General features: G+C 46.3%; 19 protein-coding genes. 11 read left to right on the top strand and 8 right to left on the bottom strand.

Going from position 1 to position 24,371, the window contains the following annotated elements:
- Positions 1–240: 240 nt before the first annotated feature.
- The 3 genes from H6626_09370 to H6626_09360 all read left to right on the top strand — a co-directional run bounded on the left by H6626_09370 (position 241) and on the right by H6626_09360 (position 4,741).
- Positions 241–2,721 (top strand): hypothetical protein, encoded by a 2,481-nt coding sequence (locus H6626_09370; GenBank protein USN46425.1) that lies wholly within the window; start codon positions 241–243, stop codon positions 2,719–2,721.
- 440 nt (positions 2,722–3,161) lie between these two features.
- The gene (locus H6626_09365) at positions 3,162–4,088 is read left to right on the top strand and encodes a hypothetical protein (GenBank protein ID USN46424.1); all 927 of its coding nucleotides are present in this window, start codon (positions 3,162–3,164) and stop codon (positions 4,086–4,088) included.
- Positions 4,085–4,741, top strand: a complete 657-nt coding sequence (locus H6626_09360) for a hypothetical protein (protein ID USN46423.1) — start codon at positions 4,085–4,087, stop codon at positions 4,739–4,741. Before H6626_09365 ends, H6626_09360 begins: the two co-directional genes overlap by 4 nt.
- Positions 4,742–4,996: 255 nt before the next feature.
- Here H6626_09360 and H6626_09355 read toward each other — a convergent pair whose 3' ends face one another.
- Complete coding sequence (locus tag H6626_09355; protein ID USN46422.1) at positions 4,997–5,149, bottom strand: hypothetical protein; 153 nt, start codon at positions 5,147–5,149, stop codon at positions 4,997–4,999.
- Between the two features lie 219 nt (positions 5,150–5,368).
- On the opposite strand from H6626_09355, the gene H6626_09350 reads away from it, so the two are divergent.
- Entirely contained in the window at positions 5,369–8,233 is a 2,865-nt protein-coding gene (locus H6626_09350) for a hypothetical protein (GenBank protein USN46421.1), read from the top strand.
- Between the two features lie 138 nt (positions 8,234–8,371).
- Positions 8,372–9,052: a hypothetical protein gene (locus tag H6626_09345; GenBank protein USN46420.1), complete on the top strand. Its 681-nt coding sequence runs from the start codon at positions 8,372–8,374 to the stop codon at positions 9,050–9,052.
- 32 nt (positions 9,053–9,084) lie between these two features.
- On the opposite strand, the gene H6626_09340 is transcribed toward H6626_09345, so the two are convergent.
- Entirely contained in the window at positions 9,085–10,440 is a 1,356-nt protein-coding gene (locus H6626_09340) for an MATE family efflux transporter (protein ID USN46419.1), read from the bottom strand.
- Between the two features lie 293 nt (positions 10,441–10,733).
- On the opposite strand from H6626_09340, the gene H6626_09335 reads away from it, so the two are divergent.
- Positions 10,734–11,270, top strand: coding sequence for a hypothetical protein (locus H6626_09335; GenBank protein USN46418.1), 537 nt, complete (start codon positions 10,734–10,736; stop codon positions 11,268–11,270).
- Positions 11,263–11,928, top strand: a complete 666-nt coding sequence (locus tag H6626_09330) for a hypothetical protein (protein USN46417.1) — start codon at positions 11,263–11,265, stop codon at positions 11,926–11,928. The genes H6626_09335 and H6626_09330 overlap by 8 nt, the downstream gene beginning before the upstream one ends.
- Positions 11,929–11,965: 37 nt before the next feature.
- Here the strand turns inward: H6626_09330 and H6626_09325 are convergent, their stop codons facing one another.
- A complete protein-coding gene (locus tag H6626_09325; protein USN46416.1) occupies positions 11,966–12,784 on the bottom strand; it encodes an rRNA pseudouridine synthase in 819 nt (272 codons plus the stop codon).
- A 103-nt stretch (positions 12,785–12,887) separates the two neighbouring features.
- Entirely contained in the window at positions 12,888–13,841 is a 954-nt protein-coding gene (locus H6626_09320) for a hypothetical protein (protein ID USN46415.1), read from the bottom strand.
- A 122-nt stretch (positions 13,842–13,963) separates the two neighbouring features.
- Here H6626_09320 and H6626_09315 point away from each other — a divergent pair, with 122 nt between their 5' ends.
- Complete coding sequence (locus H6626_09315; GenBank protein USN46414.1) at positions 13,964–14,464, top strand: hypothetical protein; 501 nt, start codon at positions 13,964–13,966, stop codon at positions 14,462–14,464.
- A gap of 11 nt (positions 14,465–14,475) precedes the next feature.
- On the opposite strand, the gene dsbD is transcribed toward H6626_09315, so the two are convergent.
- Positions 14,476–16,230: a protein-disulfide reductase DsbD gene (dsbD, locus tag H6626_09310; GenBank protein USN46413.1), complete on the bottom strand. Its 1,755-nt coding sequence runs from the start codon at positions 16,228–16,230 to the stop codon at positions 14,476–14,478.
- Between the two features lie 122 nt (positions 16,231–16,352).
- Between dsbD and motA the strand changes: the two genes are divergently transcribed.
- On the top strand, positions 16,353–17,210 hold the full coding sequence (motA, locus tag H6626_09305) for a flagellar motor stator protein MotA (protein USN46412.1): 858 nt from the start codon (positions 16,353–16,355) through the stop codon (positions 17,208–17,210).
- 18 nt (positions 17,211–17,228) lie between these two features.
- Entirely contained in the window at positions 17,229–18,149 is a 921-nt protein-coding gene (locus H6626_09300) for a chemotaxis protein MotB (GenBank protein USN46411.1), read from the top strand.
- Between the two features lie 189 nt (positions 18,150–18,338).
- Here the strand turns inward: H6626_09300 and H6626_09295 are convergent, their stop codons facing one another.
- Positions 18,339–21,452, bottom strand: coding sequence for an efflux RND transporter permease subunit (locus H6626_09295; GenBank protein USN46410.1), 3,114 nt, complete (start codon positions 21,450–21,452; stop codon positions 18,339–18,341).
- 100 nt (positions 21,453–21,552) lie between these two features.
- Between H6626_09295 and H6626_09290 the strand changes: the two genes are divergently transcribed.
- A complete protein-coding gene (locus H6626_09290) occupies positions 21,553–22,380 on the top strand; it encodes a 3'-5' exoribonuclease (GenBank protein ID USN46409.1) in 828 nt (275 codons plus the stop codon).
- On the opposite strand, the gene H6626_09285 is transcribed toward H6626_09290, so the two are convergent.
- Positions 22,361–23,299 (bottom strand): signal peptidase II, encoded by a 939-nt coding sequence (locus H6626_09285; protein USN46408.1) that lies wholly within the window; start codon positions 23,297–23,299, stop codon positions 22,361–22,363. The genes H6626_09290 and H6626_09285 overlap by 20 nt on opposite strands.
- Positions 23,300–23,411: 112 nt before the next feature.
- On the bottom strand, positions 23,412–24,302 hold the full coding sequence (locus H6626_09280) for a diguanylate cyclase (GenBank protein ID USN46407.1): 891 nt from the start codon (positions 24,300–24,302) through the stop codon (positions 23,412–23,414).
- Positions 24,303–24,371: the final 69 nt, after the last annotated feature.

The raw sequence follows: 24,371 nt of genomic DNA, 5'->3' as shown, positions 1-24,371 counted from the left end.
TTTTGTGGACCGGCCACGAGGGAGATCAAAGTGACTCATTTTGAGAATGCTATGTCCAGATCCTGGATCAAAACAGGCCGTGGATTTGATTTTTATCACCTATAAGTGAGTGGCAATTCACCTAGGTCGACGTATTTACCCATAAAATCAACCGAAGCCTAAAACAGCCTAAAAAAAAACTCTAAAGAACCCTCTTTTTTTGCCGATAAGACTTTTGTCTCAGCCATATAGGGGTTTTAGGTGCGAAGAGGGTTTAGTTTTTCTCATTTTCTTATAGCCATGGTGCGGTGCTTTCCGTTTTTGATTCTAATCGGGGCTGTTGGCTGTCAATTGGCGGATAATCGCCTCAACGGACAAGTGCGAAATGGGTCCACTAGTGATCCTGGGCCAACTGACCCGCCGCCACCACTTCCGCCCGTGAGTAATCCTTTGGCCTTCACTGGCGCTTCTGATCCGACCACGGCGCCATCCAGCCGAGTGGTTTCAGAAGTGGATGGGTCTTGGATGTTAGCAGGCACTTGCGATGCCACATTAGGGGATGTCACTCTGTCGGGCATGCATATTCGCCCTGCATCCACGCATCCGTGCAAAAACGATGGCACTTTTGAAATTGAAATTGGTTACGACAACGGCGATCCGGCCCCGTATTTTTATGACCCACCTCACTTTGATGTGGGCAGCAAATTTATCAAAGTATCGCAAGGGTCAAGTACGTTTGAAACCACCATTTATAAAATTGACTCGAGTCACCCGCCCACATTTATTAGCACGGTGACGGAGCTGCAGGCTATGGTCTCTGGTGATGACACTGTTTTTTATATTCTCACGGATGATGTGGATGTGGCCTTGGCCACAGGCAATCGCACGAACAATTGGACACCCGTTGGAAATTCTACTGTCGCTACTTTTAGTGGGCGATTTGATGGGGGTGGCCACAGCATTAGAAATGTTTACGTTAACTCGAGTGCTACTGAGGCTGGATTCTTTGGCCAAACTTTTTGGAAATCTCGCGTTGGCAATGTGAGTTTTGTCAATGCTGTGGTCGATGCACCCACATCCACTTACGTAGGCACCGTGGCAGGGGATGCCGATGGCAGTTATTTTAACGTGCATGCGGAAAACTCTTTGGTCGTAGGCGGCAACAACGTTGGCGGACTTTTTGGCTGGATTGAGGGATATTATGCAACGGATGTATATATGTCGGGTGTGGTCCGCGCCTCTGGTGCGGCGGGTGGCATCGCGGCATTCGTTCAACTGAGTTTAAGTCAATGTTCCGTTCACGCTGATATTATTGGAACGATGGCCGGCGGGCTCGGTGGCCAAATGGCGGGCGGTAGCAGCGCTGAAAACTGCATGGTCACTGGCTCAGTCAAGGGAACTGATTTTGTGGGTGGAATTGTTGGGGCCAATCAAGGGCCCCTGTCTCAAGTATTTGCAATGGCCACGGTGCAGGGCACATCGAATACGGGGCGGATTGTCGGGGCTAACTCCGCGGTGGTGACTAACGCCTTTGCCGCCAGTGACCTGGCATGCTCTGGCTGCACTTTCAACATAGGAACGGTACTTCCGACGTCAAGTTTACTTTCGGAAGTGAGTTACACCGGATTTGATTTTGTTAATGAAACAAGCAACGGCACAGACGACATCTGGATGATGCCGACCGCGGGCGGACCGCCGATATTTTCATGGCAAGACCATCCGCCGCGATCGGAGTATTGCTGGAATCTGGCTCGTTTCACAAACACAGGTTTCGCCAACAGTGGTGAGCCCGGCGTGGACGGCGGAACCATTTCGGACACGTCAACGGGTTACTCGATTTGTACGGCCCAGCAATTCAATCGCATTGGGGCCACGCCGGCTGATTGGGATAAATATTTTCGGCTAGAAGATCATATTAACTTAGGGTTGTACACTGGCACTCAGTACAACGTGATCGGCACTTCAGGCTCGCCGTTTACGGGTGGACTCCTGGGCAAAGATTACTCGATTAGCCACTTAACTTATACCAGCTCCATTAATTACGTGGGGCTGTTTGGAAAAATTGAAACCGTACTTTTTCCGGCCCACGTTTGGAAACTGGATCTCATCAACGTGAACATCGCCGGAAATTCTTATGTAGGTGCCTTGGCGGGCCAATCAGAAACCGCGACCTTTCACCGAGTCTCGGCAACTGGCAAGGTCACTGGGGCCGGTGGCACGCAGCATTACATTGGTGGACTCATTGGCGAGCAGGTGGCTGGGCAGATTAGTTATAGCTGGGCCGATGTGGATATCACCTCGTCCGTTGGACAATATCATGGAGGTTTTGTTGGTGGCGGGTTTGTGCAAATTAATGAGTGTTATGCTAAGGGCGACGTGACCAGTGGGGGCAGTAGAACGGGAGGTTTAGTGGGATATGTGACTAACGGAACCATGGCTCGCAGCTTCTCAGCAGGAGATGTGACGGGCAACGATGCTTCCAACCGTGTGGGCCGCTTCTATGGCTTTGATACCGGATCAGGTGATTTCTTTGATGCCTATTACGACAATCAATCAGGGTGTGGAAATTTGGGCGGCAGCTGTGATCCGCAGACAGACGCCACGGGAATCGACACCTCCGGAGCCAATGCCGACTACTTCTTTCTAAAAACTAACAGTCCACTGAGTCAGTGGGACTTTGACGATGTGTGGATCGAGGTCCCCAATTCCTATCCCACATTGAGACGATCACCGGGCCAATAAGTCGATCAAGACCTCGATGTATCCGCATCAATTTAGGAACAGGTCCTGTGCGGGCAGATCCGTGCCGAAAGCCCAAGTGCTTCAACGGACATGGTTCTTCGGATGATGCCAATTAGGCCCACAGCCACAGGACAGGTGCTTTCGGCTCGTACAATTCCTTTTGTGATGGCTTTATGAATTCTATTAAAATCTAGGTGGCTATGTCCTTGCTGCGAAATGGTGGCAGCATAGCGAAGCTCTTCGCTTTGAATTGAAGACGAAGATCCAATGCGAAAAGAAGGTCTCTAACGCCTTCTGCTCAGTGCGCTTGACCTGGGTCCAGTTTTGAATTTATGTTTTATAAGATTCTCAAAATGAGCCGATAGGTACCCTGTGGAGAATGGAGCCAATACTGCGCTCTGGCGGCCAGGAATAGGGCGTTAGATTTTATGGAGGAAAATTTGTTTTCGAAGGTGCTTGGGCGTATTGCCTGTCTCATTTCGGGATTACTGCTCGCAGCTTGCTCAAAAGGCGCTGGGTCACTCTTGCCGTCCCCTCTGCAGACCCAAGACACGCTCATTGTGATCAGTGGCGACAGCAACCACTCTGGAATTACCCGTTATGATATGAATGGCAACTCATTAGGAGTCGTAACGAACTATAGGGCGGCCGGGGGTATTTTGCGGGGTGCTGCTCGTTTTGATAGCGAAAGCTTTCTTGTTAGCTTAGATACCTCAGACCGCATAGAAAAGGTCTACCTGGATGGACGCACTGAACTATTTCATGGTTCTGCTTTCTTAAATGGAAACCTTTATGGATTGGCCCTCGGCTCGGATAACCACTATTACCAGGTAGAAAGCAATCGAATAGAAGTCGTCGATTTAGTTGGCGCAAGGCAAGCTGCTAAATACGTCAATACAGTTGAAGGCGGATGCACGCTGAATTCACCTCGAAATTTAATTGCAACAGATGCTGGAAAACTTATCGTCTTTGACGTCGGCGGAACCGATAATATCCACACCTATGATATTTCTGGGTCCGCACCGGTTTGTGATTCTTCCGTGGCCTTTGGACAAGACCCCTATGCCGGAGTTTTACACTCCGACGGATTTTTGTACATAGTCACTCAAGGAAATGATCAGATTTACCGGGCCGATCCCGACGGATCTAATGCCACCGTAATTTGGTCTACGGACACTGCAGTCATAAATAATCCCACAGCCATTGTTGAGCACCCGAGTGGAGACCTCCTCGTTGCATCTTCAGCCACAGACTCTATAGAGAGACTCCAAGTGGATGGTACGCGGGTAGGCACAGTTCCATTCATTGCAGACACCTATTCACTAAACATTAACGAAATGATCATTCAGCCAGGGGTGGAACAGTGAACAAACTTTTGTTTTTTTTAATTGTCACTCACTCCACGTTTGCCCTTGGCCAGGATATGTTTGCTACTGCCATTGGGGCAGACCCCAAGCAATCTAAACCCCTAGGATTATCCTTTGAACTCTCACTCTCTCAACCAACAGCCAAAATTGATTTCGGCGCTCCTATCGACGCCATTTATTCCGGGTTAGGAGTACATGGTCGTGTTGTATTTCCTATGTACTTTGGAAAAGCAGGGTCTGCAAACTTCACTCTCGGCGCTAAGTTTCTCAATTTGACCAATAATCTTAACTCCACTGAGACCAAGGAAATCAGCCAATACCTCGGGCCGGTGGCGGGCCTTAAGTTTTCACTCTACAGATTATTTTTTGGCGCCGAGTACAGCTACTTGTCCGCCAATCACTATTGGATAGGTGACAACTCGGACGAGCTCGCGTTCAACTTGGGGCAATTTAGCTATTTTGCCGGCCTTAGCTTCAAGATTACAGATGATCTGGATTTTGCTGTAGAATACAACCTTGGATCCGGCAAAGTTCCGAAAAATGCCACTGGCCTTTCACAGGACGCCACATTCAGTGACGAAACCTTATGGCTGAAGTTTATTTACACTAGCGGTAAATCTTTTAATGATTTTCTGAAATCGGCATTTAAGTAGATCAACAAGTCTATACACCACCTGGCCCACGTGTTGCCCAGTTTCGGCCGTTCAATTGGTACGTCAGAGTTATCCAGTCCACAACGGCGAGCGACCACGACCGAATCAACAAAGACTAGCCCGAGTATTCGACCTCGATGTGATCACTTACCCCGCCTGTGGCGACTCCATACCCATCATTGCAACATGTTTCCGTTTCCGACCGTGACCGTTGTGGGGTTTTTGGTGAGCTTTCCGCGCCCGGCTAACTAGGAGCTAATAGGGCACATGGTAGGTGCCCATGTGATGCTCAAGTCGCTTAAATACAAAACCACTCTGCTCTAGGTCGTAGCCTTCAGAGTGCCATTCGTAACGATTAAATACCGGTGGCAAGCTCTGTCCGATTTTCACCACCACTGTCTCTGGCACGATCACAATGTTTGATGTAAATGGGTTTACAAAATAGTCCGACTCGTTGGCTGATTGATGGGGTCGTTTTTTAAAGAAGTAGTGATTTTCGTTATCATCGAGATCAACAATATAGGGATTAAACCCAAAATATCTTGCTTTTAATTTTTTTCGCTCCTTGGTATCGTTTATTGATGGGTTAATACGGTCAGCCCTACAAAAAGAGAGGGGGTTTCTCGAGTGGCGCTTTCAGGCAGAAACCGGTTTTCGCTCAAGTTGATATGGCCATTGGTTTTTATTGTTGGTTGTCAACTAGCGGACAATCAGATCAGGGGCCGAGTGGCTGGGTCGACGGGTGGCGGTGGCGCTCCTGATTCACCTGGAGCGCCAGTGGTGTACTCGCTTGGTGCTGTGACGGCTCTTCCCGAGTCGGTGTCGGTGGATTTAACTGATAACCATTTGCATATTTCAAATATTAAATCGGGGTACAATGCTATTTTTTCATTAAAGGCTGATGGCCTGGCAAGCCCACTGTCTTCTTGTAATTCACCCGAGCCGGGTATTTCTGTCACGAGTAGCGGCGAGTTGTCTTTTGCGATCTTTCCCAAATCTACCAGTGGCACTCTTAGTTTTCAGTGTGAGTCAAATGGTATGATCTTTGATGTCAGTATTGATTACTTAGCTGGCGAATACTCACCGCTGTCCTTAGGGATGACTACCGCCATGCGATCCATACAAGATGAAACTGCCGATGGAAAATGGCGACTTTGGCTGTACGAAAACTATTCAAGTTCTGGTTTTGATCAGCTAGTGGCCGAGAACACGTGGACTCAAGAGGTCATCGTAGCCTCGTCGCTTGACGGCACTTGGGAAACCGCAGGCACCGGTGATTCTTGGGATGGTCGGTTTACCTATGATGGAAAGTATTTGGTGTTTTTTTCAAAGGCGATCGATTTTGAAGACAGCTCGTCGTTAGAGTCGAAATCCATTTACATGAAAAACTTAGAAGCCCCAACGACTCCGCCAAGAACAGTGTGTACCATTGATGGCACAGCTGGCAACCCAAGTTATGCTGGTGGCTGTAGTGGGTTTGATCTCAATGATGTGAATCACAAAGTTCTGCTAACCGTTTTAGGGACGCAGTTTTCGTTAGGCAGCGGCGATCAAGCGGTCCTTAAAGATCTCGATGATCTCTCAGTGGCGCCTGTATTGGTGAGTACCTCTGATGGGTCCACTCCGGCAGCCCTATTTGGTGTGGATACAAAGGCCAGCTTCTCTCCCGATGGAACGAAAGTGGTCTTTGACTCTCGATCGTCAAATTTGCCCTATTACAACTTTAAGCACCAGATTTACATGAAAGAAGTTGGCAACTTATCTGCCGCGCCCGTGTTATTAAGTGGGCTTGATGCCACCACCGCCGGAGTAGATCGCTCATCTTATCCAATTTTTGCTGGAAATGATCGGGTGATATTCTTGAGCTATGCTTCAAATCTGGGTGTGCCGGCGACAACAAGTCAATACTTGATCAAAGATATTACAAGCCTCGGAAGTGCGCCAGTGATCTTATCTACTGTCGATGGCGTGACCCCTGGTACGGGGTATGTGGAATATTCAGTGGATTATGATAGCTTGCGAAATGTTGTCGTATTCATCGGGTTTCATCCTAATTTTCCTGGCGGTGGCTCTGCCTATCAAGCTTACCTTAAAGACTTGGACGATCTTTCAATTTCGCCTGTTTTATTGTCGTCGGTTGATGGCAGCACTGGCAGTGATGGTGACGGGATGTTTCCAGTGAAGATTGTTTCTGATCGGGTGCAGTTTTATTCTAACGCAACAAACCTAGGAGCGTCAGGTGGGGCCAATAGTTATAGGTATTACTCTTTGAACTTAGATCATCTTTCGCAAGGTCTGACTGTGGACTCAGAACAGTTGGGCTCGGGTCACCAATTTATGGAAGTGACAAATCCAAGATTTGCCAATAATGGCAATGGCATTATTGTAAGAACGAATCTAAGGAACCACGGTTTTAGCACAAATACCTGGACATATATCTATTACTCGTTGGTTGACCGTACAGCCCAACCCTGGCTGGTGTGTTCCCTTGATGGCACAGAGGCCCACTTTTACGATTGTGATAATATTTTTGTCGTCGATCAGCAAAACAATGTTTTGTACTTTGGCAGCGATGATCTCACGTTGCCTGGTGCCAACGGCACACAGCAGATTTATCGTAAAAATCTGAACCAGCTTCAGGATGCCCCGCAATTGGTTTCAACTAATGACGGTGTGAACCCCATGGCGGGGGCGGTGCATTCTTACTACCTTGATTTTGATGAAGATACACAGCAAATGCTGATTAAAAGTAATAATCAGGTTTATTTAAAGGACGTTAGCAACCTAAACCAGGCCACCGCTTTGATCAGCACTATCGATGGTAGCACGCCAGCCAGTTCGGCGATTGACTCGGCCGTTTTTGCTGGGTCGAGTGCAACCAAGGTGGCTATGGCCACAAATGCGGTCAATTTTACCCCGCAAAATGGGCAACTTCAGATTTACACAAAGGATTTGCAGAGTTTATCGTCGGCCCCAGTGTTAGTGAGTAGTCCAGATGGTGTGGTACTAGGCAATGCCAACTCAGGAGCTCCCCAGCGAATTTTTGGCAGAAACGCTATTGCATTCGGTTCTGGGGCAACAAATCTGGGATCTTCACCCGGCACATTTAGTCAGTTGTTTATTAAAGACTTAGATAACTTGGGTGCCTCGCCATTTATGTTAAGTTCTGCTGATAATGGGATCACGCCGGGCAACTTTGGACCTACCTTTGCTTTGCAGTATGGGTCAGTTAACTTTAGGGGCAAACCGGATTTGATATTGTTCGGAGGGCAAGCAACCAATTTTGATGGTTTAAGCCCAACGGGCCACACCAAGTTTATGAAAGACCTCAGCAACTTGTCGGCTTCAGCTAAGGCTATAAATCTCAGTTCTGATGGCCGCGCCATTGGCCACCCAAATACCCCCGGTTGCGAAATATCACCGAATGGCCAATATTACCTGTTCCATGGCGGCACCAATGCCTCCTACTTGGTTATTCGACCCATCGAATGAGATCCCGAGCTAAATTCCGCTGAGCAGTCCTAGGCCAATGGTCAAGTTTCTTAAGTTACAAAAAGTTGTGCAAATCACACCTTTAATTTTTTTAAAATGTTGCCGATAGAGCGATGGGATTTTCTAAGGAAAATAAGAATGAGAGTGATTCGACTTCATGAAATTTCAAGTTTTGTAGCCTGTTTGGTGCTAGCGGCGCTCATCGGCTGGGGCTTTGTGGATTTGCTCGGGCATGTTGTGCAATTTGAAAAACACCAAGACATATTCGATGGTGTGGCCTTTTTATTGTCTTCGTTTGCAGTACTTATGGTCATCTACAAGCTGCTTGTGATTTTTGCCCCAATCCCCAAGGGCGAATTGGGGCATTCAGTGGGTCATAGTTGGCGCTATCATATCCACACACTTTTTTACCTGATGGTGTTTCAGCCCTTACTGATTTCAGGCATAATGCCAATTCCCATGCGTCGGGGCTATTTTCAGCTCATGGGTGCAAAGCTTGGAGAAAACGTCTATCCCGCAGGGGTTCTGTTAGATCCTTTGTTTATTGAAATAGGCGATTTTTGCGTGGTGGGCTTTAAGTCCCTGATTTGTCCCCATGTACATGTCGGAGGCGTAATTACTCACCTACCCATAAAGATAGGCAGGCGAGTCACCATCGCCGTGGGAGCCACCATCTATGGGGGTACCATTATTGAAGACGATGCCCGAGTGCTTCCCCATGCCGTTGTGAACCCCAACACTCACATAAAAAAAGGCGAAGTGTGGGGTGGCATACCAGCCAGACGGATAATGCCCCGCCATCACGAAAAATCGGCATAATTCAAAGGCATCAATTTTAAAGGTCCATCAGGTTAATACTGGTTAGCTTTAGATTGCTGCAAGGAGAGGATTCTTTTTAAGCGAATACCAAGTAGCGTGGACGAGGCCATTAAACTTAAAGCTAAACCGTACCAAACGCCTACGGATCCCCAACCCAATGTAACACCGAAAACGTAGCACGCAGGTAGGCCCACACCCCAATAAGATAGAAAAGTCAAAATAGTGGGCCACTTAATATCAGAAATGCCCTTAAGTGCGCCAATAAGCACGGCTTGTGCGCCGTCGAAAAATTGAAAGCAAGCAGCAACCACCAGCAATTGGGCAGACAACAATATAACTTTCGGGTCAGCAATGTAAATTTTTGGTAACTCAAATCTGAGGCCCCAAAATAGCCCACCAACGGCTAACATAAAGACACCTGTAAAGATGACGGAGCTCCAGCTAATGTGCTGAATTTGATCCCATCGCCCTTGTCCCAGGGCGTGACCAACGCGAATACTTGTTCCAAATGATAATCCTAGAGCGATCATAAAGGTGGCCGTCGCCAAGTTGATGGCAATTTGATGAGAGGCTAAGGCGGTGGCTCCAAACCAACCCACAAAGATAGCTGAAATAGAAAACAACGAGACTTCAAATAAGTGTTGTAGACCGCTCGGGATAGCGAGCGAGGCAACATTTTTCAGGTGCTGCCAGTTAAGATATTTCAGATGTAGGCCGAGCCGGGTTTCTTTAAAGTGGTTGGCCCAATAAATATAGACTCCAAGGCCAATGGCAACAGATCCGCGCGCAAGAAGCGTCCCAAGTCCTGCCCCAGCCAGTCCCATAGGCGGTGCTCCAAGGTGGCCGAAAATAAAGATCCAATTAAAAAATACGTTCAGTAGTATTCCCACAGTGTAAAACACCGTGGGCGCCAATGTGTAAGACAGCCCCTCTGAATATTTCCGAAATACCGCAGTGGCTGTTAAAAAGAGAAGGCTTACCGCCATGTAGAGATAATACTCCATGCCGGCGGTGACCACATCGGGAGCCTGTCCAAAATGATTGAGCAGAGGCTGCATGAAAAATAGGCCAGCAAGGATCACAACCGTAAGAGTTTGCGCAAACCAAAAACTGTTAGTGAGGTAGGATCCACAATCACTATAGGCTCGGCGCCCCAGGGATTGGGCCACCAACACAGAAAAAGCCGAGGATAGGCCAACTAGAAAAACTGTTGGAATAGCAATGACGCCGTTTATGAAGGCCGATGCCGCTAGCGGGACAACGCCAAGGCTTCCCACCATGACACTGTCAATAATGCCATAGAGAACATGGCTTAAGTTACTAACAATAAGTGGCAGGGACAGTTTAATTGTCTTTTTGTATTCGTGCCAAAGGGTCACTAATTGCATCGGTGAGATCATTGCCTAAAAATGGAAGAAAGTATCTTTTAATTTTCCCAAGGCAGCACATTTTATCCCCATCATATTGTTATGACGGGGGGAATGGCGTCCGAGCCCCAGAGCCCGCACGAGTTGGCAGAAATCATCTGATAAAATTAGCGGCGCGGGCCACAGTGTTTGCCCGAGGAATCAATGGCTCGCATCGCATCTGATTCTTACCAAAATAATGGCAAAAAACATATGTGAAAGCAGGTGGTTATCAGAAAGTTGCGTTTTATGCAACTTATTGCTAGAATGACAGCATGATCGATAAAGAGAATATAATCGCCCTATTGAGGGAAGTCGACGAGCAGCTATTGCGTCTAAAACAGTCGGCCCCCCAAGAAATAATTATCTATGGGGGAGCGGCTTTAATATCATTGGGGCTCATCAGCCGCGCCACTGTTGATATCGATGTGTTTGCTCCTCAAATAGATTTTGCTTTAGAGAGTGCTATTAAAAACATAGCCAAAAGGCACCTTTTTGATGAAAGGTGGATCAACTCAACGGGTAAAGCCTTTGTTAAAGAACTTCCAACCGGTTGGGAGGGGCGAGCGAGCACCCTATTTGAAGGAAAAATATTAAGAGTAAAAATCCTTGGGCGAGTCGACTTGATCTTTACGAAAATGTTGGCTGAGCTGGATCGTGGAGAAGATTTTGAGGATTTAAAAAGCCTCAAGCCCACCAAAAAGGAATTAGAAAAAATTCGACAGCCATTGCGTTCACTGGAATCAAGTAGTGCATGGAAAAACAAAGTGGATGAGATTATCAAGATGTTAAATGAGGGTGACTATGAATAGGCCGATCACCCGACAGCTCTCTAGTTTAGGCTGCAATTTCGCCGTTCAAGAATCAGATGCCGTAGCTGATCCTGAAAAAACAATTTTGATGGCGATAGACTACTTTTGGATAGATAAGAAAATATTTACGATGTTGATTGCTGTACTGAAATATCGAATTAGCCATCTCATTAACGTCAAAAGACTCCACATCTTATCAAAAAAAATAGACACAGATAAAAAACTCATTCTGAGCGTTGTTGCAGCCAAAGTGGGACAACAGACGGGTGACATTAGATTTACAGAGTTGGCCAAGAAGCTAAAAAAACCGGGAGAAAAGGTCACTCGTTGTCCGGCCAAGTATCAGGACAATTACTATTTAGAAAGAAAAGGTGTTGATAGAGACTTTAAAAAAGTGGGATTGGAGATAGCAGATTTTTTTGAGGAGCAAACAGAGAAAAAGTTAAAGACTATCAAGAAAATCTATTTAGAAAACGACTGGTTAAGGTTGAGAGCCCTATCAGGTCCAGATTATCGTGCCGACACACTGTATTTGCTAAAAGCCGGATTAGCAAAAAATCAAAGTGAAGTGGCTAAGTGGCTGCAATGTAACAAATCGTCGGTTTCACGAATTTGGTCATCTATTAAAAATATTCACGAGTTGGCAGAAATCATCTGATAAAATTAGCGGCGGTAGACGCCGCTCCCAACAAGAATCAACAGCTTGTACGAGAACAGCTTTTATAACGTTTCGGAAGATTTTTATTAGTGCGGCGGACTTTCTTTGCTGGCGCTGATTCCGCCGGTAGGGGTATAGAAAAAATGCGGTGAAGGTCTTTGGCCTTTAACTCGTAAAACTCGCCTTTTCGAAGCTTACCAATAGAAAGACGACCGATGGCCACTCGTTGCAATTTGGAAACCCCGTAACCGATTTTTTCAAACATGCGCCGAACCTGTCGGTTTTTACCCTCAGAAATGACTATTTTGACCCATTGGTACTTACCACTTCCTTTAACGGTGCGACGAATTCTCTCTACATGAAGGGCTTTGACTTTTCCGCCAATAATGGTGACTCCACGCTTGAGACGGTCCAATTGATTGTCAGTGGGGTTACCTTCTACTTTCACAAGATAAGTTTTTGGGATTTCCTTTTTGGGGTGGGCCACTTCTTGGGCAAAATCCCCATCGTTGGTCATTAACAAGAGGCCCTCAGAATCCCAATCAAGGCGACCAACCGGGTAGAGGCGCTCTTTATAGCTCGAAAAGTAATCACTGACTGTGGGGCGACCTTCAGGGTCAGAGGTAGATGTCAAAACCAAAGGTGGTTTGTTAAAGGCAATATAGATTTTCTTTTGTCCCGAATTGAGCGGGCGGCCTTTGACGGTGATCTTGTCTGCACTCGGGTCGACCTGTGTGCCCAACTCAAAAACCCGGCGGCCATTGACAGTGACCTGACCAGAGTCAATGAGTTCATCAGCTTTACGCCGGCTTGTTACACCACAATCAGCAATATATTTATTTAATCGGATTTTCATAGGCGCCCACCATATAGCCTTTGGCTCGCCGCGACAAGTGGATTTGTGGGAGATTCGAGGGTTTTTGAAAAAGGCTCCTTATCCAAAGACCCCGCTGTGGGGATCAAACAAGGGGCGAAATGGGGGCAAAATCGTGGCGAGCCAGTTCACCTTCGATTTCGCGCACAAGGACGAGAATGAGTCGATCGTTGGGGAAGATATTTTTCAAGGCCATTTGGCCTTTGCGAAGAACCGTCCGGGCCGCTTGAGGGGCGTCGGGGTGGCCCGATTTTAGCCACTGCAGTCCGCGCTCCAGCGTGGCAATGAGTTCGTGGTAAAACGGGTCTGATTGTCCGTTCACGTAAAAACGTTCGAGTTTTTTCAAGGCATAAAAGAGGTCGGGGTACTGGGTTATGGGGCCAAGTAAATTCTCGGTCTTATTGAAGGTGTATCCTCGAATAATGGCGCCCGAGGCATTTCCGTTGAGCACTCGAAACCGCACAGAGTTCATTAGTGATGTGGTGATGGTTTGCTCGTATTTTCCATCCAATTCTAGGAAGCTGTCATACTCAAGGTGAGTGGAGGGTCCAATGGGCTGCAAATCTCCATCAATTAATGCCACCACATTGGAATATGTCTTTACACTGAGCCTTCCGTTAGAGCGGAGGCAGAGCGATAGCGCTTCAGATTCACTTAATGGCAAAATGCGAATGCGGTCAGCGTCGTCGCTGGTGGCTTCAAGATGTCTTTTTACAATGTTTTCAAGATCTCTTTGAAACTTTAGATCAAACAATTGGATTTCGTGAGCATGTCGAACTTGACCGAGATCGAAACCCATGTTGTGGCGACCGCCGAAAAGGTCTAGGTCTTGTTTCACAGTTTCACCGAGTGCTGTTTTATTATCGCGCCAATAGTGATATCCCAGTGCGTGATTGTAAAACTGGGCCAGATCAGAGATTTTCAATTCACTTTGCAGATCTAAAAAATTCTTCACATAGTGGTAAAAAGCCAACCGCGGGACATTTTGTTGGGGATTTTGAGTTAATAGAAATTGTGCTAGTTGACTGACAGTGGCCATACTCTAACGATAAAATTAATTGATAAATATAGTCTAGTGAAATCTGAAAAAAGTGCTATGATTATTGGCAGGCCTCTGAAGCATAAATTCACGGCCAATGATTTCGTTCGGGGGGATCGGCAATGCCACGTCAGCTTAATCGCGAACTGTTTATCAACGAAAAACTAGATGGAAACCAGGACTTCAGCGTCGATCAAATGGTCACCAATGCCGAGCTGAAGACTCAAAACATGATTACAACAAAGCTGGCTATGGAATTAAATCAACTAAAAGCCGGTCAGCGGGATCTAGAAAGAAAGGTGGAATTGGTTAATAGTCGCCTTAATAGCCTTGCCGATGCCACAAAAAAAACCATTGGGCAGGTTCAATCAGCCCACAAAAACTTTGAGCGTGTGGCGCAGGCTGCTGTGCAGGATTTGAAAAGCCGTATTTCTACTTTGGGTGGAAAAATGACCGAATCTCGCATTCAAGAAAATAAAACTCAGGAGCTAGTGGATCGACATCATCAAATAGTTCAGGCCTTTGAGCTCCGGTTGCAACAAATGCAAAAGTTGGTGTCTCAACAAGAGATGAAGCTTCTCAATTATCAAGCGGCTATCGATGAGCTGCGAAAGATCAAGTAGAAAAAAACTTATTAAGGAGTAGGAGCCAGTTTCTGCATTCGGGTTAAAAACTCCGCTGGCTTTTCAAATCCGGTTACAGATAAATCTTTTTGCCATTCCCCATCAGCATCGAAGAATAGAACCATTGGCAGACCTTGAATATTAAAACGAGATTTCAACTCACTCAATTCTGGTGAATCCAAGGTGGCATCAAAAGCCAGCCAAGTAAACTGTGTGCCCATTTTTAGAACTTCTGGATCACTAAATGTATAGCGTTCAAGCTCTTTGCATGCGGCACACCAGTCGGCCTTAAAATCCACGATAACGGGCCGATTTTCATTTTTTGCAGTCATGAGCTCTTCATAAGAAAATTTCTTCCATTCAGGTTTTGCATGGGAGCTGCTCTTTGTCCCTAACAACCCGGGATGGTGGGCATAGACGATCATCGCGCCGCCAATAAATCCTGCTAGTATCAATAGTACCGAGCGAATCAATCGCCACCGGTTATCGACTATAGATTTTGTCAGCGAGACGCTTGCAAGCAGTGCCAATGCAACCACTCCCAAGCCCAGAAGTATATAGAAGGTTTTGTGAGTGTAGACGGGATAAACATAATAGTAGGCCATTGCAATCATCACAGTACCAAAAACAACCTTGATAAAGTTCATCCATGCGCCTGACCGAGGCAGCCGCTGCAATAGCTGACTGAATGTGCCTAAGATAATAAATATCAATCCCATACCCAAAGCGAAGGTGAAAAGTAACCCAAATCCAATTAAGGCATTTCTAGTCTGGGCCACATATGTGAGTACACCCACTAGCACTGGTCCCACACAGGGGCTGGCCACAACACCTGCGATAAGGCCGGTTCCGAAGGCTCCCGAGTAGCCCCCTTTGCTCTGGCTTTCTGCTAACTTTGTGGCCCATTGATCGGGTAACTTCACCTCAAAGTATCCGTACATACTAAGACCCATGCCGACAAATAAAGCCGCGATGGCTGTGACAACTACGGGATGCCCCAAGAAAGACCCAAATAGGTTACCGGTGAGGGCCGCAAACACGCCGAGTAGGGCGTAGGTCAGGGCAATGCCCAAAACGTAGCTGATGCTCAGCCCTAGTCCGTGCCATCGTGAGCGATTTGCACCTCGAGCTCCGAGTACGGCCAGCGTGATCGGAATCATTGGGTAAATGCAGGGCGTGAAACTAGTGAGAAAGCCGCCAAAAAACACAAACAAAAAAGCAAGCAGCCAGCCTTTGTCTTCTAGAGTTTTTAAAAAAGAGTTGGGAGACGGTTTTTCTAGTGGATCTTTCGAATTGGCAGTGGCATTCGAGGGCCCAGCGGACTTTTTCGGCGGCAGAAATTGGGCCTTTACTGACAGCGTTTTGGGAAACAAGCAGTAGTCATCTGTACACGCCTGATAGGTCAAAGCCAGTTCTGTTTCTCCATATCCCGACCCGGGGGGAATGTGCACGGGCGCAGTGACTACGGCTTTGTTTTCTATTCCCACTCGCGTTTTCTTTGAGAATTTGTCAAAAAACTCCACTGTGGGCGAAATGGACAATTCGCCGATAACAAAATTTTCGGGATGAACCACCTTTAGCCGAAACTGATCCACATAGGCATGATGGTCTTTGACCAGTCCCACCTCTATGGCCACCTGATGCTGGTTTTTACCGGCCTCAGAAATTGAGGCTTCAACAACTGATAGGGGATTAGGATTAATATCCTGATTTGCACTGGCTGGTGAAAAGGCCAGGAGCCCCAACCCAAGAATTAGAAACTTCATTTGGTCATGATACCTGGACTTTTGACTTAAAAAAAGGCTTGAATTCCGTATTTGGCCTCATTTTTTTCAAATTCGTTAAATATTTTTGGCAATCCACCGATCTGTTACATGAGGTAAAGCTTATGGGATTTGTTGGAATTATTGTTGTTATTGGTTGTGTATTTGGTGGATACCTAATGGCTGGTGGCCACCTTACAGTTATTTGGCAGCCGGCGGAGCTTGTCATCATCGGTGGTGCGGCACTGGGTGGTATGTTGATAGCCAACTCAACGACAACATTAAAATATGTGATTAAAGGTGCCCTACATGCTCTTATGGGCAAAGGCCCGTCAAAACAAGATTACGTGGATTTGTTGCAGATGCTCTTCCATCTATTTCAGATTTTTCGAAAAGATGGTCCACAAGCGGTGGAAAAGCACATTGAAGAACCTCAAAGTAGCGATATTTTTAAGGCCTATCCGAAGTTTTTAAAAAATCACCATGCAGTAGAATTTCTTTGTGACACGATGAAGATCACGCTGTCAGCGGACTTAACTCAATATGATGTGGATGATCTTTTAGACACTGATATCAAGGTAATGCACGAAGAAGAACATGCCGCAGCTCACGCCCTTCAGCAAGTGGCTGATTCACTTCCGGGTCTAGGAATTGTGGCCGCGGTTTTGGGCGTTGTGCACACGATGGAATACCTTACGGCCGGCGTTGAAACAATCGGTGGAATGGTGGCCGCAGCCCTTGTGGGTACATTCTTGGGGGTATTGTTGTGTTATGGATTTATTGCTCCAATGTCTAACAAAATGAATTCGGACATTGAACAAAGCGGCCGTTATTTATCTGTGATCAAAGCAGCGCTTGTGGCGCTACAAAGGGGCGCGCCTCCGCTGGTTTGTGTGGAGTTCGCTCGCAGAAGTGTATTTCCCACAGATCGACCGTCTTTTGATGAAATGGATGCCGCAACTAAAGAAAGAAAAGCTGCCTAAACGAAAAGGAATTAATCTGTGGCCGATAAAGAACCCGTCATAGTCATTAAAAAGATCAACATACAAGCTGCCGGGGCCCACGGTGGTTCCTGGAAGGTGGCTTTTGCTGACTTTATGACAGCGATGATGGCGTTTTTTTTAGTTATGTGGCTGATCTCTCAATCAGAAGAAGTAAAGCAAAACGTATCAGACTATTTTTCAACACCAAGTATTATTGAGTATAGTTTTTCAAACTATGGGGCTGAGTTGACTCTAGAAAAATTGTTTCTGGATTTAATGAATGAGCCTTTGAAGTTTTTTGAACAGTTTGTAAAACCCATTGATAAAACACCAAATATCATGGCCATGGGAACAAAAAAAATTGCGCTGCATTTTATGGCAGAACAGATGGGTGATTTCGGGGTGGATGTCAGCAACATCAACATTGGTGAAGATCAAATTGTTTTTGATATTCCTGCTCGATTGTTATTTCTTGAGGGCACTGGGCGTCCATCGAGTCAGTTTGTCGATGTGATGGAGCGGGTTAAAGGCATCACCACCGGCCTTGAGGATGTGGACGTATATGTGGACTCAGAGGTGTATTTTGACAGCGGACGAGATGAAAACCTAGGTAGCGCTCGAAATATGGCTCAGCAACGCCTCGATTTGGTAGTTGCAAAAGTTCGATCTACTCTGGAAAACACCTCTGTGGATGTCTACGGTAAGCCAAAGCCTGTTGAGTTTGTACAGGGTGCTGGAGCCGGCGGCAAGGATCCTGAGGATATGTTGCGTTTTCGGATTCAACAAAAGCCATTTAAATCCGATGGCAGCAAAACGCGAAAACTCGGCGAGGTTTTTGGCAAAAAAGACGACTCAATGAATGTTTACGAAAACTTCGTTAAACAAGTCAGTGAGGGCCGCGCCAATGAGCTTCCTGAAAAACGCCCCTTCAGCAAGTAATATTCATCAACATTCGTTATCCTTGAAGCGTACTTAAGGGATGTCTCGAATTGCTAATCTGCATTTTTAAATTTGAATAAATAAATCTCTCAGTCGGCCATATTCGTCGCGCAAGGCAGGAACTTGGGATGACACCCAAATGGCCACAATCGACGCACTGAACATACAATTTAATAGCTCCGCCGCCCCTTAAATAAAGCGGCGGATGTCATCGGTGATTCGGATAAAGGCGGGAAAAAATAGCCCGGTCATAACAGATCCAAAGGCCAGTCCCCAGCCCAGTGCCAAGGCAATGGGAACAATAAACGGATCACCGCCACCAAAACCAAATGTGTCTCTTAAAAAGTCACCATAGGCGGTGGGTAACAGTCCGCAAACTGTTGTCAGTGTCGTCAATACAATGGGACGAAGCCGGATGGCAGCAGCCTCTTCAATGGATCGGCTTAAGCTTTTGTTATGAACTCGCCTGACCCGGTTTACAAAATCTGTAAACACGATGGCGTTGTTCACAATTACGCCGGCTAGGGCAATAACACCGAGCATGGCCATAAAGCTTAACGGGCGACCGTGTATGGCCATGGCATAGACAACACCCATAAAACCCAGCGGTATGGATGAAAGTATTAGTACCGGTTGAATTAAATTTTTAAAAGTAACAACCAATAGAATGAAAATAAAAAATGCAGCAAATCCAAACGCTCGTCCTAGAGAAGCAAACGACTCTTTGGTGTCTTCATCTTCACCGCCGTAGTTCACTGAGTAGCCCGGGTATTTCGAGACGAGTTCGGTGATAAAAGGCTTAGTGTCATTGGTAGCTTTAATGGCCGTGACTTTTTCAAGATCCACTTCGGCTGATACGGTGAGTACTCGGTCGTAGTCAAGATGTCGAATGTTGCTGTTGGTTTCAACAGGTACAAAATCAGCGACAGATGCAAGGTTCACTAGATTTCCTTGGGCGTTGCCGATCTTTAGGTTCTCAAGTTGATGCAACATATCGCCGTCGCTTTTTTTCAGGCGAACTCTTAAATCGATTTCTTCTTCCAGATTTCGCACACTGCTGGCAACGATTCCTTCAAAGGCCGCTCTCACAGATTGAGCAACCTGCTGAGCATTGAGACCCACTTCGGCCGTGTCTTCGTATCTTGGCTTAACCTGCCACTCTTTTTTACCAGCCAAATAGGAGTCTTGAACATCAATGACTCCGTCAATTTCACCGAGGCGAGATTTAACTTTTTCTGCTATTTCTCGAAGCGTATCAATGTTTTCACCCAACAGATTGATAGTGATAGGCCGGCCTTGTGGCGGGCCTTGGCGGGCATAGGAGAAGTTGATAATGTTAATGCCTTCTGGCTTGGAGATCTTCTCGCGGATATCCTCGACGATTTGTTGGGCTGTTCTAACTCGCTCGGCTTGCGGCGTGAGCGAGATACGAATTTGAGCAAAATGCGAGCCTCGACGAGTCAAAGGATCATTTTGATCCTGTTGAATAAGTCCAATAGTGGTTACAAAGTCTTTTCTTTCGCTCTCTGGAATGTGCTCGATGATGCCAGCTTCGATAGGCTTGATGAGATCAGACATTTTTTCAAGAGATACACCCGTTGGAGCCTCTGCAGTGACAAAGAAAATTTCAATGCCCTCTGGCGGGAACAATACAAACCGTCCTGTTTTAACAACAACAGCAGCAGTAATCAGAAAAAAACCGACAACCAGGGCTAACATAAGGTAGCGAAAACGCAAGCTCCATCGCACATAGTTTCTATAGGACTCAATCACACGATCAAACCAATGAGGTTTTTCAGAATTTTTTTGAACATCTTTGCTCGAGATAAATGGACCCACCCAACTGTTGAAATGCGAGGGCATAATTAAAAATGCTTCAAGCAATGAAAAGATTAAAGCTAGGATGACCATTGAAGGGATCTCAAAAATAAACGCCCCAAAGACCCCTGTCATAAATAGCATAGGCCCAAAAGCCGAGACAGTAGTAAGAATAGATGCAATTACAGGGGTGAATACTTCTGATGCGCCACTGACTGTGGCTCTCACAATGTCTTTGCCCATTTCCATATGGCGCCAGATATTCTCTGTGACCACAATGGCGTCATCTACCAGCATCCCTAATACGATGATAAGCCCAATGAGGCTAATTAAGTTTAACGAGTACCCAAGGAGATAGGCGGCTGTGAGGGCACCAAAGAGCGCAACGGGTATCCCCGCTGCCACAACGATGGTGGCTTGCCACGGTAGAAATAAAGCTAAGACTATAACTACAAGAATCAAACCCACCACAAGGTTTGAGCCAAGGGCGTCAAGTCGTTTTGAAAGGTAAATAGAAAAGTCATTGGTGTAACCCAAATCGATGCCGTCTGGCATACGGGTGGAGAGCTCTTTCACTTTGTCTTTAATTGATTCGACTACGGTGAGCGCATCAGCGTTGGCCTTTTTCATCACAATAAGATTTATGGAATCCTTCCCATTTGTTCGATAAATTCGATCTGGTTTTTCAAGCGACTCTTGAACGGTGGCCACATCGCCAATGCGGGTCCCAAACCCCGCATCGTTGGCAAACACCACGGTCTTCATAATTTCATTGGGGTTTTCATACTCGGCTTCTGTTTTAACGAGGCGCTCAAGTCCCGTATTGTCACTGGCTGTGCCGCCGGGAAGAGAAATATTTCTTAGTTTGATCGTGGTGATAAGGCTTCCCAAAGACACTTGGCGGGCCGCGAGTTTTTCAGGATCGGCCTCAATCAGGTATTCCCGTTTAAGATAGCCCATGCGAGACACCCTGGCTACGAGCGGCAGTCGCTCAAGCTCATCGGCCATAAAGTCGGCGGCTTTTCGAATTTCCATAGCGGGTAAGTTTCCACCCACTGTCACCTCGATCACGGGATAAACAGTGGAGTCAATTTCAGTGACGATGGGTTTTATTGCCTCTTCCGGAAAATCATCCACTTGGTCGATAGATCGACGGATGTCGTCATTGGTTTTGTCTTTGTCGCGAGCATCTTTATCCAGGTTTAAAACGATGACGCCGGTGGATTCGGTAGAAGTAGAGCTGACTTTTTTAAGGCCGTCGACGCCGCGTAGGGCCGACTCCATGGGGTTAATGATAAGTTTTTCCACTTGTTCGGGAGAGGCTCCTCCAAGGGCTCCTCGAATGGTGGTGATCCCAAAATCGACCTCGGGCCAAATGTCTCTGCGAATAGAAGAGATCGTGTAAAGTCCAAGGACAATAAAAAGAATAGTGAGCAGATTGCCAAACAAATGCTCGGTGGCAAAGAATCGGATAATATTTTTCATATTTATTAATATAATATTGTTTATTTGTAGAATGTAGTTAATTGCGACTGTGTATAACTGCTATAGACTAAAGTTAGCCATTTAAGCTAGGGACTTTTTGATGATCGATAGTAAGAACTGGAAAGAAGAAACAATTATTGCCTTTGATTTGGAAACCACCGGTAAATATCCACTGGGTGCTGAAATTTGTGAAATGGCCGCCGTGAAGTGGAAGGGCGGCGAAGTTGTGGATACATTTCAAACACTTATCAAACCGACGGCGTTAATGTCGCAAGAAGTGATTAATATTCACGGAATCAGTAACAGTATGGTTGAGGGGGCACCACAAATATCTGAAAAAATTGAAGAGTTTTGGAACTTTGTTCAAGACGGATATTTGGTGGCCCACCACGCTCCCTTTGATATGGGATTCTTGGCCATAGAGTTTGAAAGAAAAAAATTAAAATTTCCAGAGCGACCCGTGCTTTGCTCCAGTCTGTTGTCGAGGCGAGCCATCCCTGAGAGCCCTAATCACAAACTGCAGACATTGGTGAGCTTTTTAAAATTTCCAGAAGCTCAAGCGCATCGAGCGCTCGATGATGCAAAACAAGGCTTGCGGCTGACAGTCGAGTGTTTTAAGCGAATTGGTGAAGTGAAATCTATGAGTGACATCGTGAAGTATCAAAAGGTGAAATTGGCTTGGAGTGATTACTCCATTTTGGCTCTTAAATCTCAACCCAGTTATCGTGCGTTGGTAGAAGCAGCTGAGTCTAAGCAACCCGTGCAAATCGTCTATCAGGGTGGGTCGCGAAAGGGTCAAGCGAGGACCGTTCATCCTGAGGGTATAGTTAGAACATATAAAGGTGATTTTTTGGTGGCAAAAGATGATCTGAGTGCCGTTGTACCAAAACGTTACTTTTTCAATAAAATCACGAATTCAAGTCTGTAGGCGCTGGCCCATCTTCTCGATCGGCGGGGTCTGGTACCAAACGGGCGCGCAGTCGATCACCAAGTTCTTCAAGGTGTCGAAATTCATCTCCTGCTCGTAGGCGAAAAATTCGGGTGCGCCCTTCAAGAAGTTCGTCCAGATATTTTTCAAAGGCATAGAGCGGGCCCGCGGTTCGGTGAGAAAGGATGCGACCAATGGTGAACAAGACCAGCAAAAAAACCAAAGAAATTACACAAAAAGTGAGAAGAAATGGAACAAGAAATCGATGTTCACTGGCCGTAGGGTCGCCAACAACAAAATCGTCAATGACGACTTTAATATACGTATAAGAGAATACGCCACTAATTATGGAAAATCCCAATCCTACAGTGAGCAGGACAAATATATACTTCAACTGAAAGTGGGGATTGACCCAGACCATTTTTCTTGTGTTGCTCTCAGGCCATAAACGACCGCCTTCCCGAATGAGAAACGCAACGATAAGAAAGTATCCCACCCATTGAATGGCATCGGCCACATTGAACGCTGCTGTGGAAATAGGGGGTTTTCCGATAATTAGAAAATCAACCACAGATCCCCAGATGATGCGATCAGTGACGTTGCCCAAAATACCACCAAGCAAGAGTGACATTCCTGCGCGCATGTAGATAAACTTGCTGGGCAATAAGTATTGAATAAACGCATAGATAAAAACTAAAAAGGCGCCACCTGTGGATAACGAGACTATGCGAAGAAGAGGTGGAAGGTCTGAAAACATTCCTAGCATGGCACCGGGGTTGCGGTGCAAGACCAAGCCAAGGATGCCGTAGAATTTGGGGTTAGAAGCTAAGGTTTCTAAAGCCCAGAACTTGGTGATCATATCAAGCCCCCAAACAGCGGGGACGATGGACAAAACTAAAAACCAATCTTTTCGCGACATTTTAAAAGGGTATCATCTAAAACTTAGCGTTGTTAGGAATCTGGTTTCTTTTGCAACTCACAGCGTCGGCTTAGCAACGCCCTGAGTTGCAAAAATACAACTGGATCTTTAGCTAAGTAATCACCACGCGATTTCGGCCATCAGCTTTTGCTTTGTAAAGTGCGGTATCAGCAGCGCTCACAATTTCTCGAGGCTTATTTCCGTGTTCCGGAAAGCTAGCCACCCCGAAACTTGCCGTAATAAACAACCGTTGTTGATTGGGGCCCGCGTAATCTTCACATTCAATTTGGGCCCGGATTTGCTCGGCAATGATTCCGGCATCCTGCAAAGACTTGCCCGCCAGGATCATGGCAAACTCCTCTCCACCATAGCGACAGGCCACGCCATGGGGAGGGCAGTGTTTTTGAATGACGGACCCGACCATGGACAAGAGGCGATCGCCTTCGGGATGTCCATATCGGTCGTTAAAACTTTTAAAGTGATCCACATCAATCATAATTACAGATATCGGTTTATCATTATTTTTAGCCGAGTTCATTTGGAGGTTGAGTTGCTCCTGAAAATATCGGTGATTGTATAGCCCGGTGATAGGGTCGGTGATGGAAAGGTACCTGAATGCGGCACGATCTTTCAAAAGTGCATGGGCTTGCACGGACTCGGCGATTTGCAGAAGTAGGTAATCGTTGTCCCAAGGCTTCAATATAATCCGGTGAATCTCAGCAAGATTAATTGCTCGCATCAATTGTTGGTTGTCAATTTGTCCAGACAGAATAGTGCGCACGGCCTGCGGAACCAGTGTTTTAATCTGCAAAAGAAAGTCCACCCCGTTTTCTTCAGGCATTTGATAGTCTGAAATGACCACAGCCAAATCTTTGTTGGTCGACACTATTTGTAGGGCCTGTTTGGGACTATTGCAGGTTAGAACTTCATAGTGCTTACGAAGCAATCGACGTATGGACTCGAGCACGTGGGGTTCGTCATCCACAATTAGGACTTTATGCATGGGTAGTGACATAGTTAAAATATGGTAACAAAACATAAGCCATGTATTTACAAATTCATACCCATGTAA

Source organism: Pseudobdellovibrionaceae bacterium (assembly GCA_023898385.1).
Taxonomy (GTDB): Bacteria; Bdellovibrionota; Bdellovibrionia; order Bdellovibrionales; family UBA1609.
The sequence above is the reverse complement of the archived record's forward strand: the minus strand, read 5'-3'. Positions and strand labels throughout refer to the sequence as shown.

What these genes read in the sequence shown, in the direction of transcription:
- H6626_09345 (USN46420.1), top strand. Translation starts at nt 8,372, where the DNA reads ATGAGAGTGATTCGACTTCATGAAATTTCAAGTTTTGTAGCCTGTTTG.
- H6626_09340 (USN46419.1), bottom strand. Translation starts at nt 10,440, where the DNA reads ATGCAATTAGTGACCCTTTGGCACGAATACAAAAAGACAATTAAACTG.
- H6626_09335 (USN46418.1), top strand. Translation starts at nt 10,734, where the DNA reads ATGATCGATAAAGAGAATATAATCGCCCTATTGAGGGAAGTCGACGAG.
- H6626_09330 (USN46417.1), top strand. Translation starts at nt 11,263, where the DNA reads ATGAATAGGCCGATCACCCGACAGCTCTCTAGTTTAGGCTGCAATTTC.
- H6626_09325 (USN46416.1), bottom strand. Translation starts at nt 12,784, where the DNA reads ATGAAAATCCGATTAAATAAATATATTGCTGATTGTGGTGTAACAAGC.
- H6626_09320 (USN46415.1), bottom strand. Translation starts at nt 13,841, where the DNA reads ATGGCCACTGTCAGTCAACTAGCACAATTTCTATTAACTCAAAATCCC.
- H6626_09315 (USN46414.1), top strand. Translation starts at nt 13,964, where the DNA reads ATGCCACGTCAGCTTAATCGCGAACTGTTTATCAACGAAAAACTAGAT.
- dsbD (USN46413.1), bottom strand. Translation starts at nt 16,230, where the DNA reads ATGAAGTTTCTAATTCTTGGGTTGGGGCTCCTGGCCTTTTCACCAGCC.
- motA (USN46412.1), top strand. Translation starts at nt 16,353, where the DNA reads ATGGGATTTGTTGGAATTATTGTTGTTATTGGTTGTGTATTTGGTGGA.
- H6626_09295 (USN46410.1), bottom strand. Translation starts at nt 21,452, where the DNA reads ATGAAAAATATTATCCGATTCTTTGCCACCGAGCATTTGTTTGGCAAT.
- H6626_09290 (USN46409.1), top strand. Translation starts at nt 21,553, where the DNA reads ATGATCGATAGTAAGAACTGGAAAGAAGAAACAATTATTGCCTTTGAT.
- H6626_09285 (USN46408.1), bottom strand. Translation starts at nt 23,299, where the DNA reads ATGTCGCGAAAAGATTGGTTTTTAGTTTTGTCCATCGTCCCCGCTGTT.
- H6626_09280 (USN46407.1), bottom strand. Translation starts at nt 24,302, where the DNA reads ATGCATAAAGTCCTAATTGTGGATGACGAACCCCACGTGCTCGAGTCC.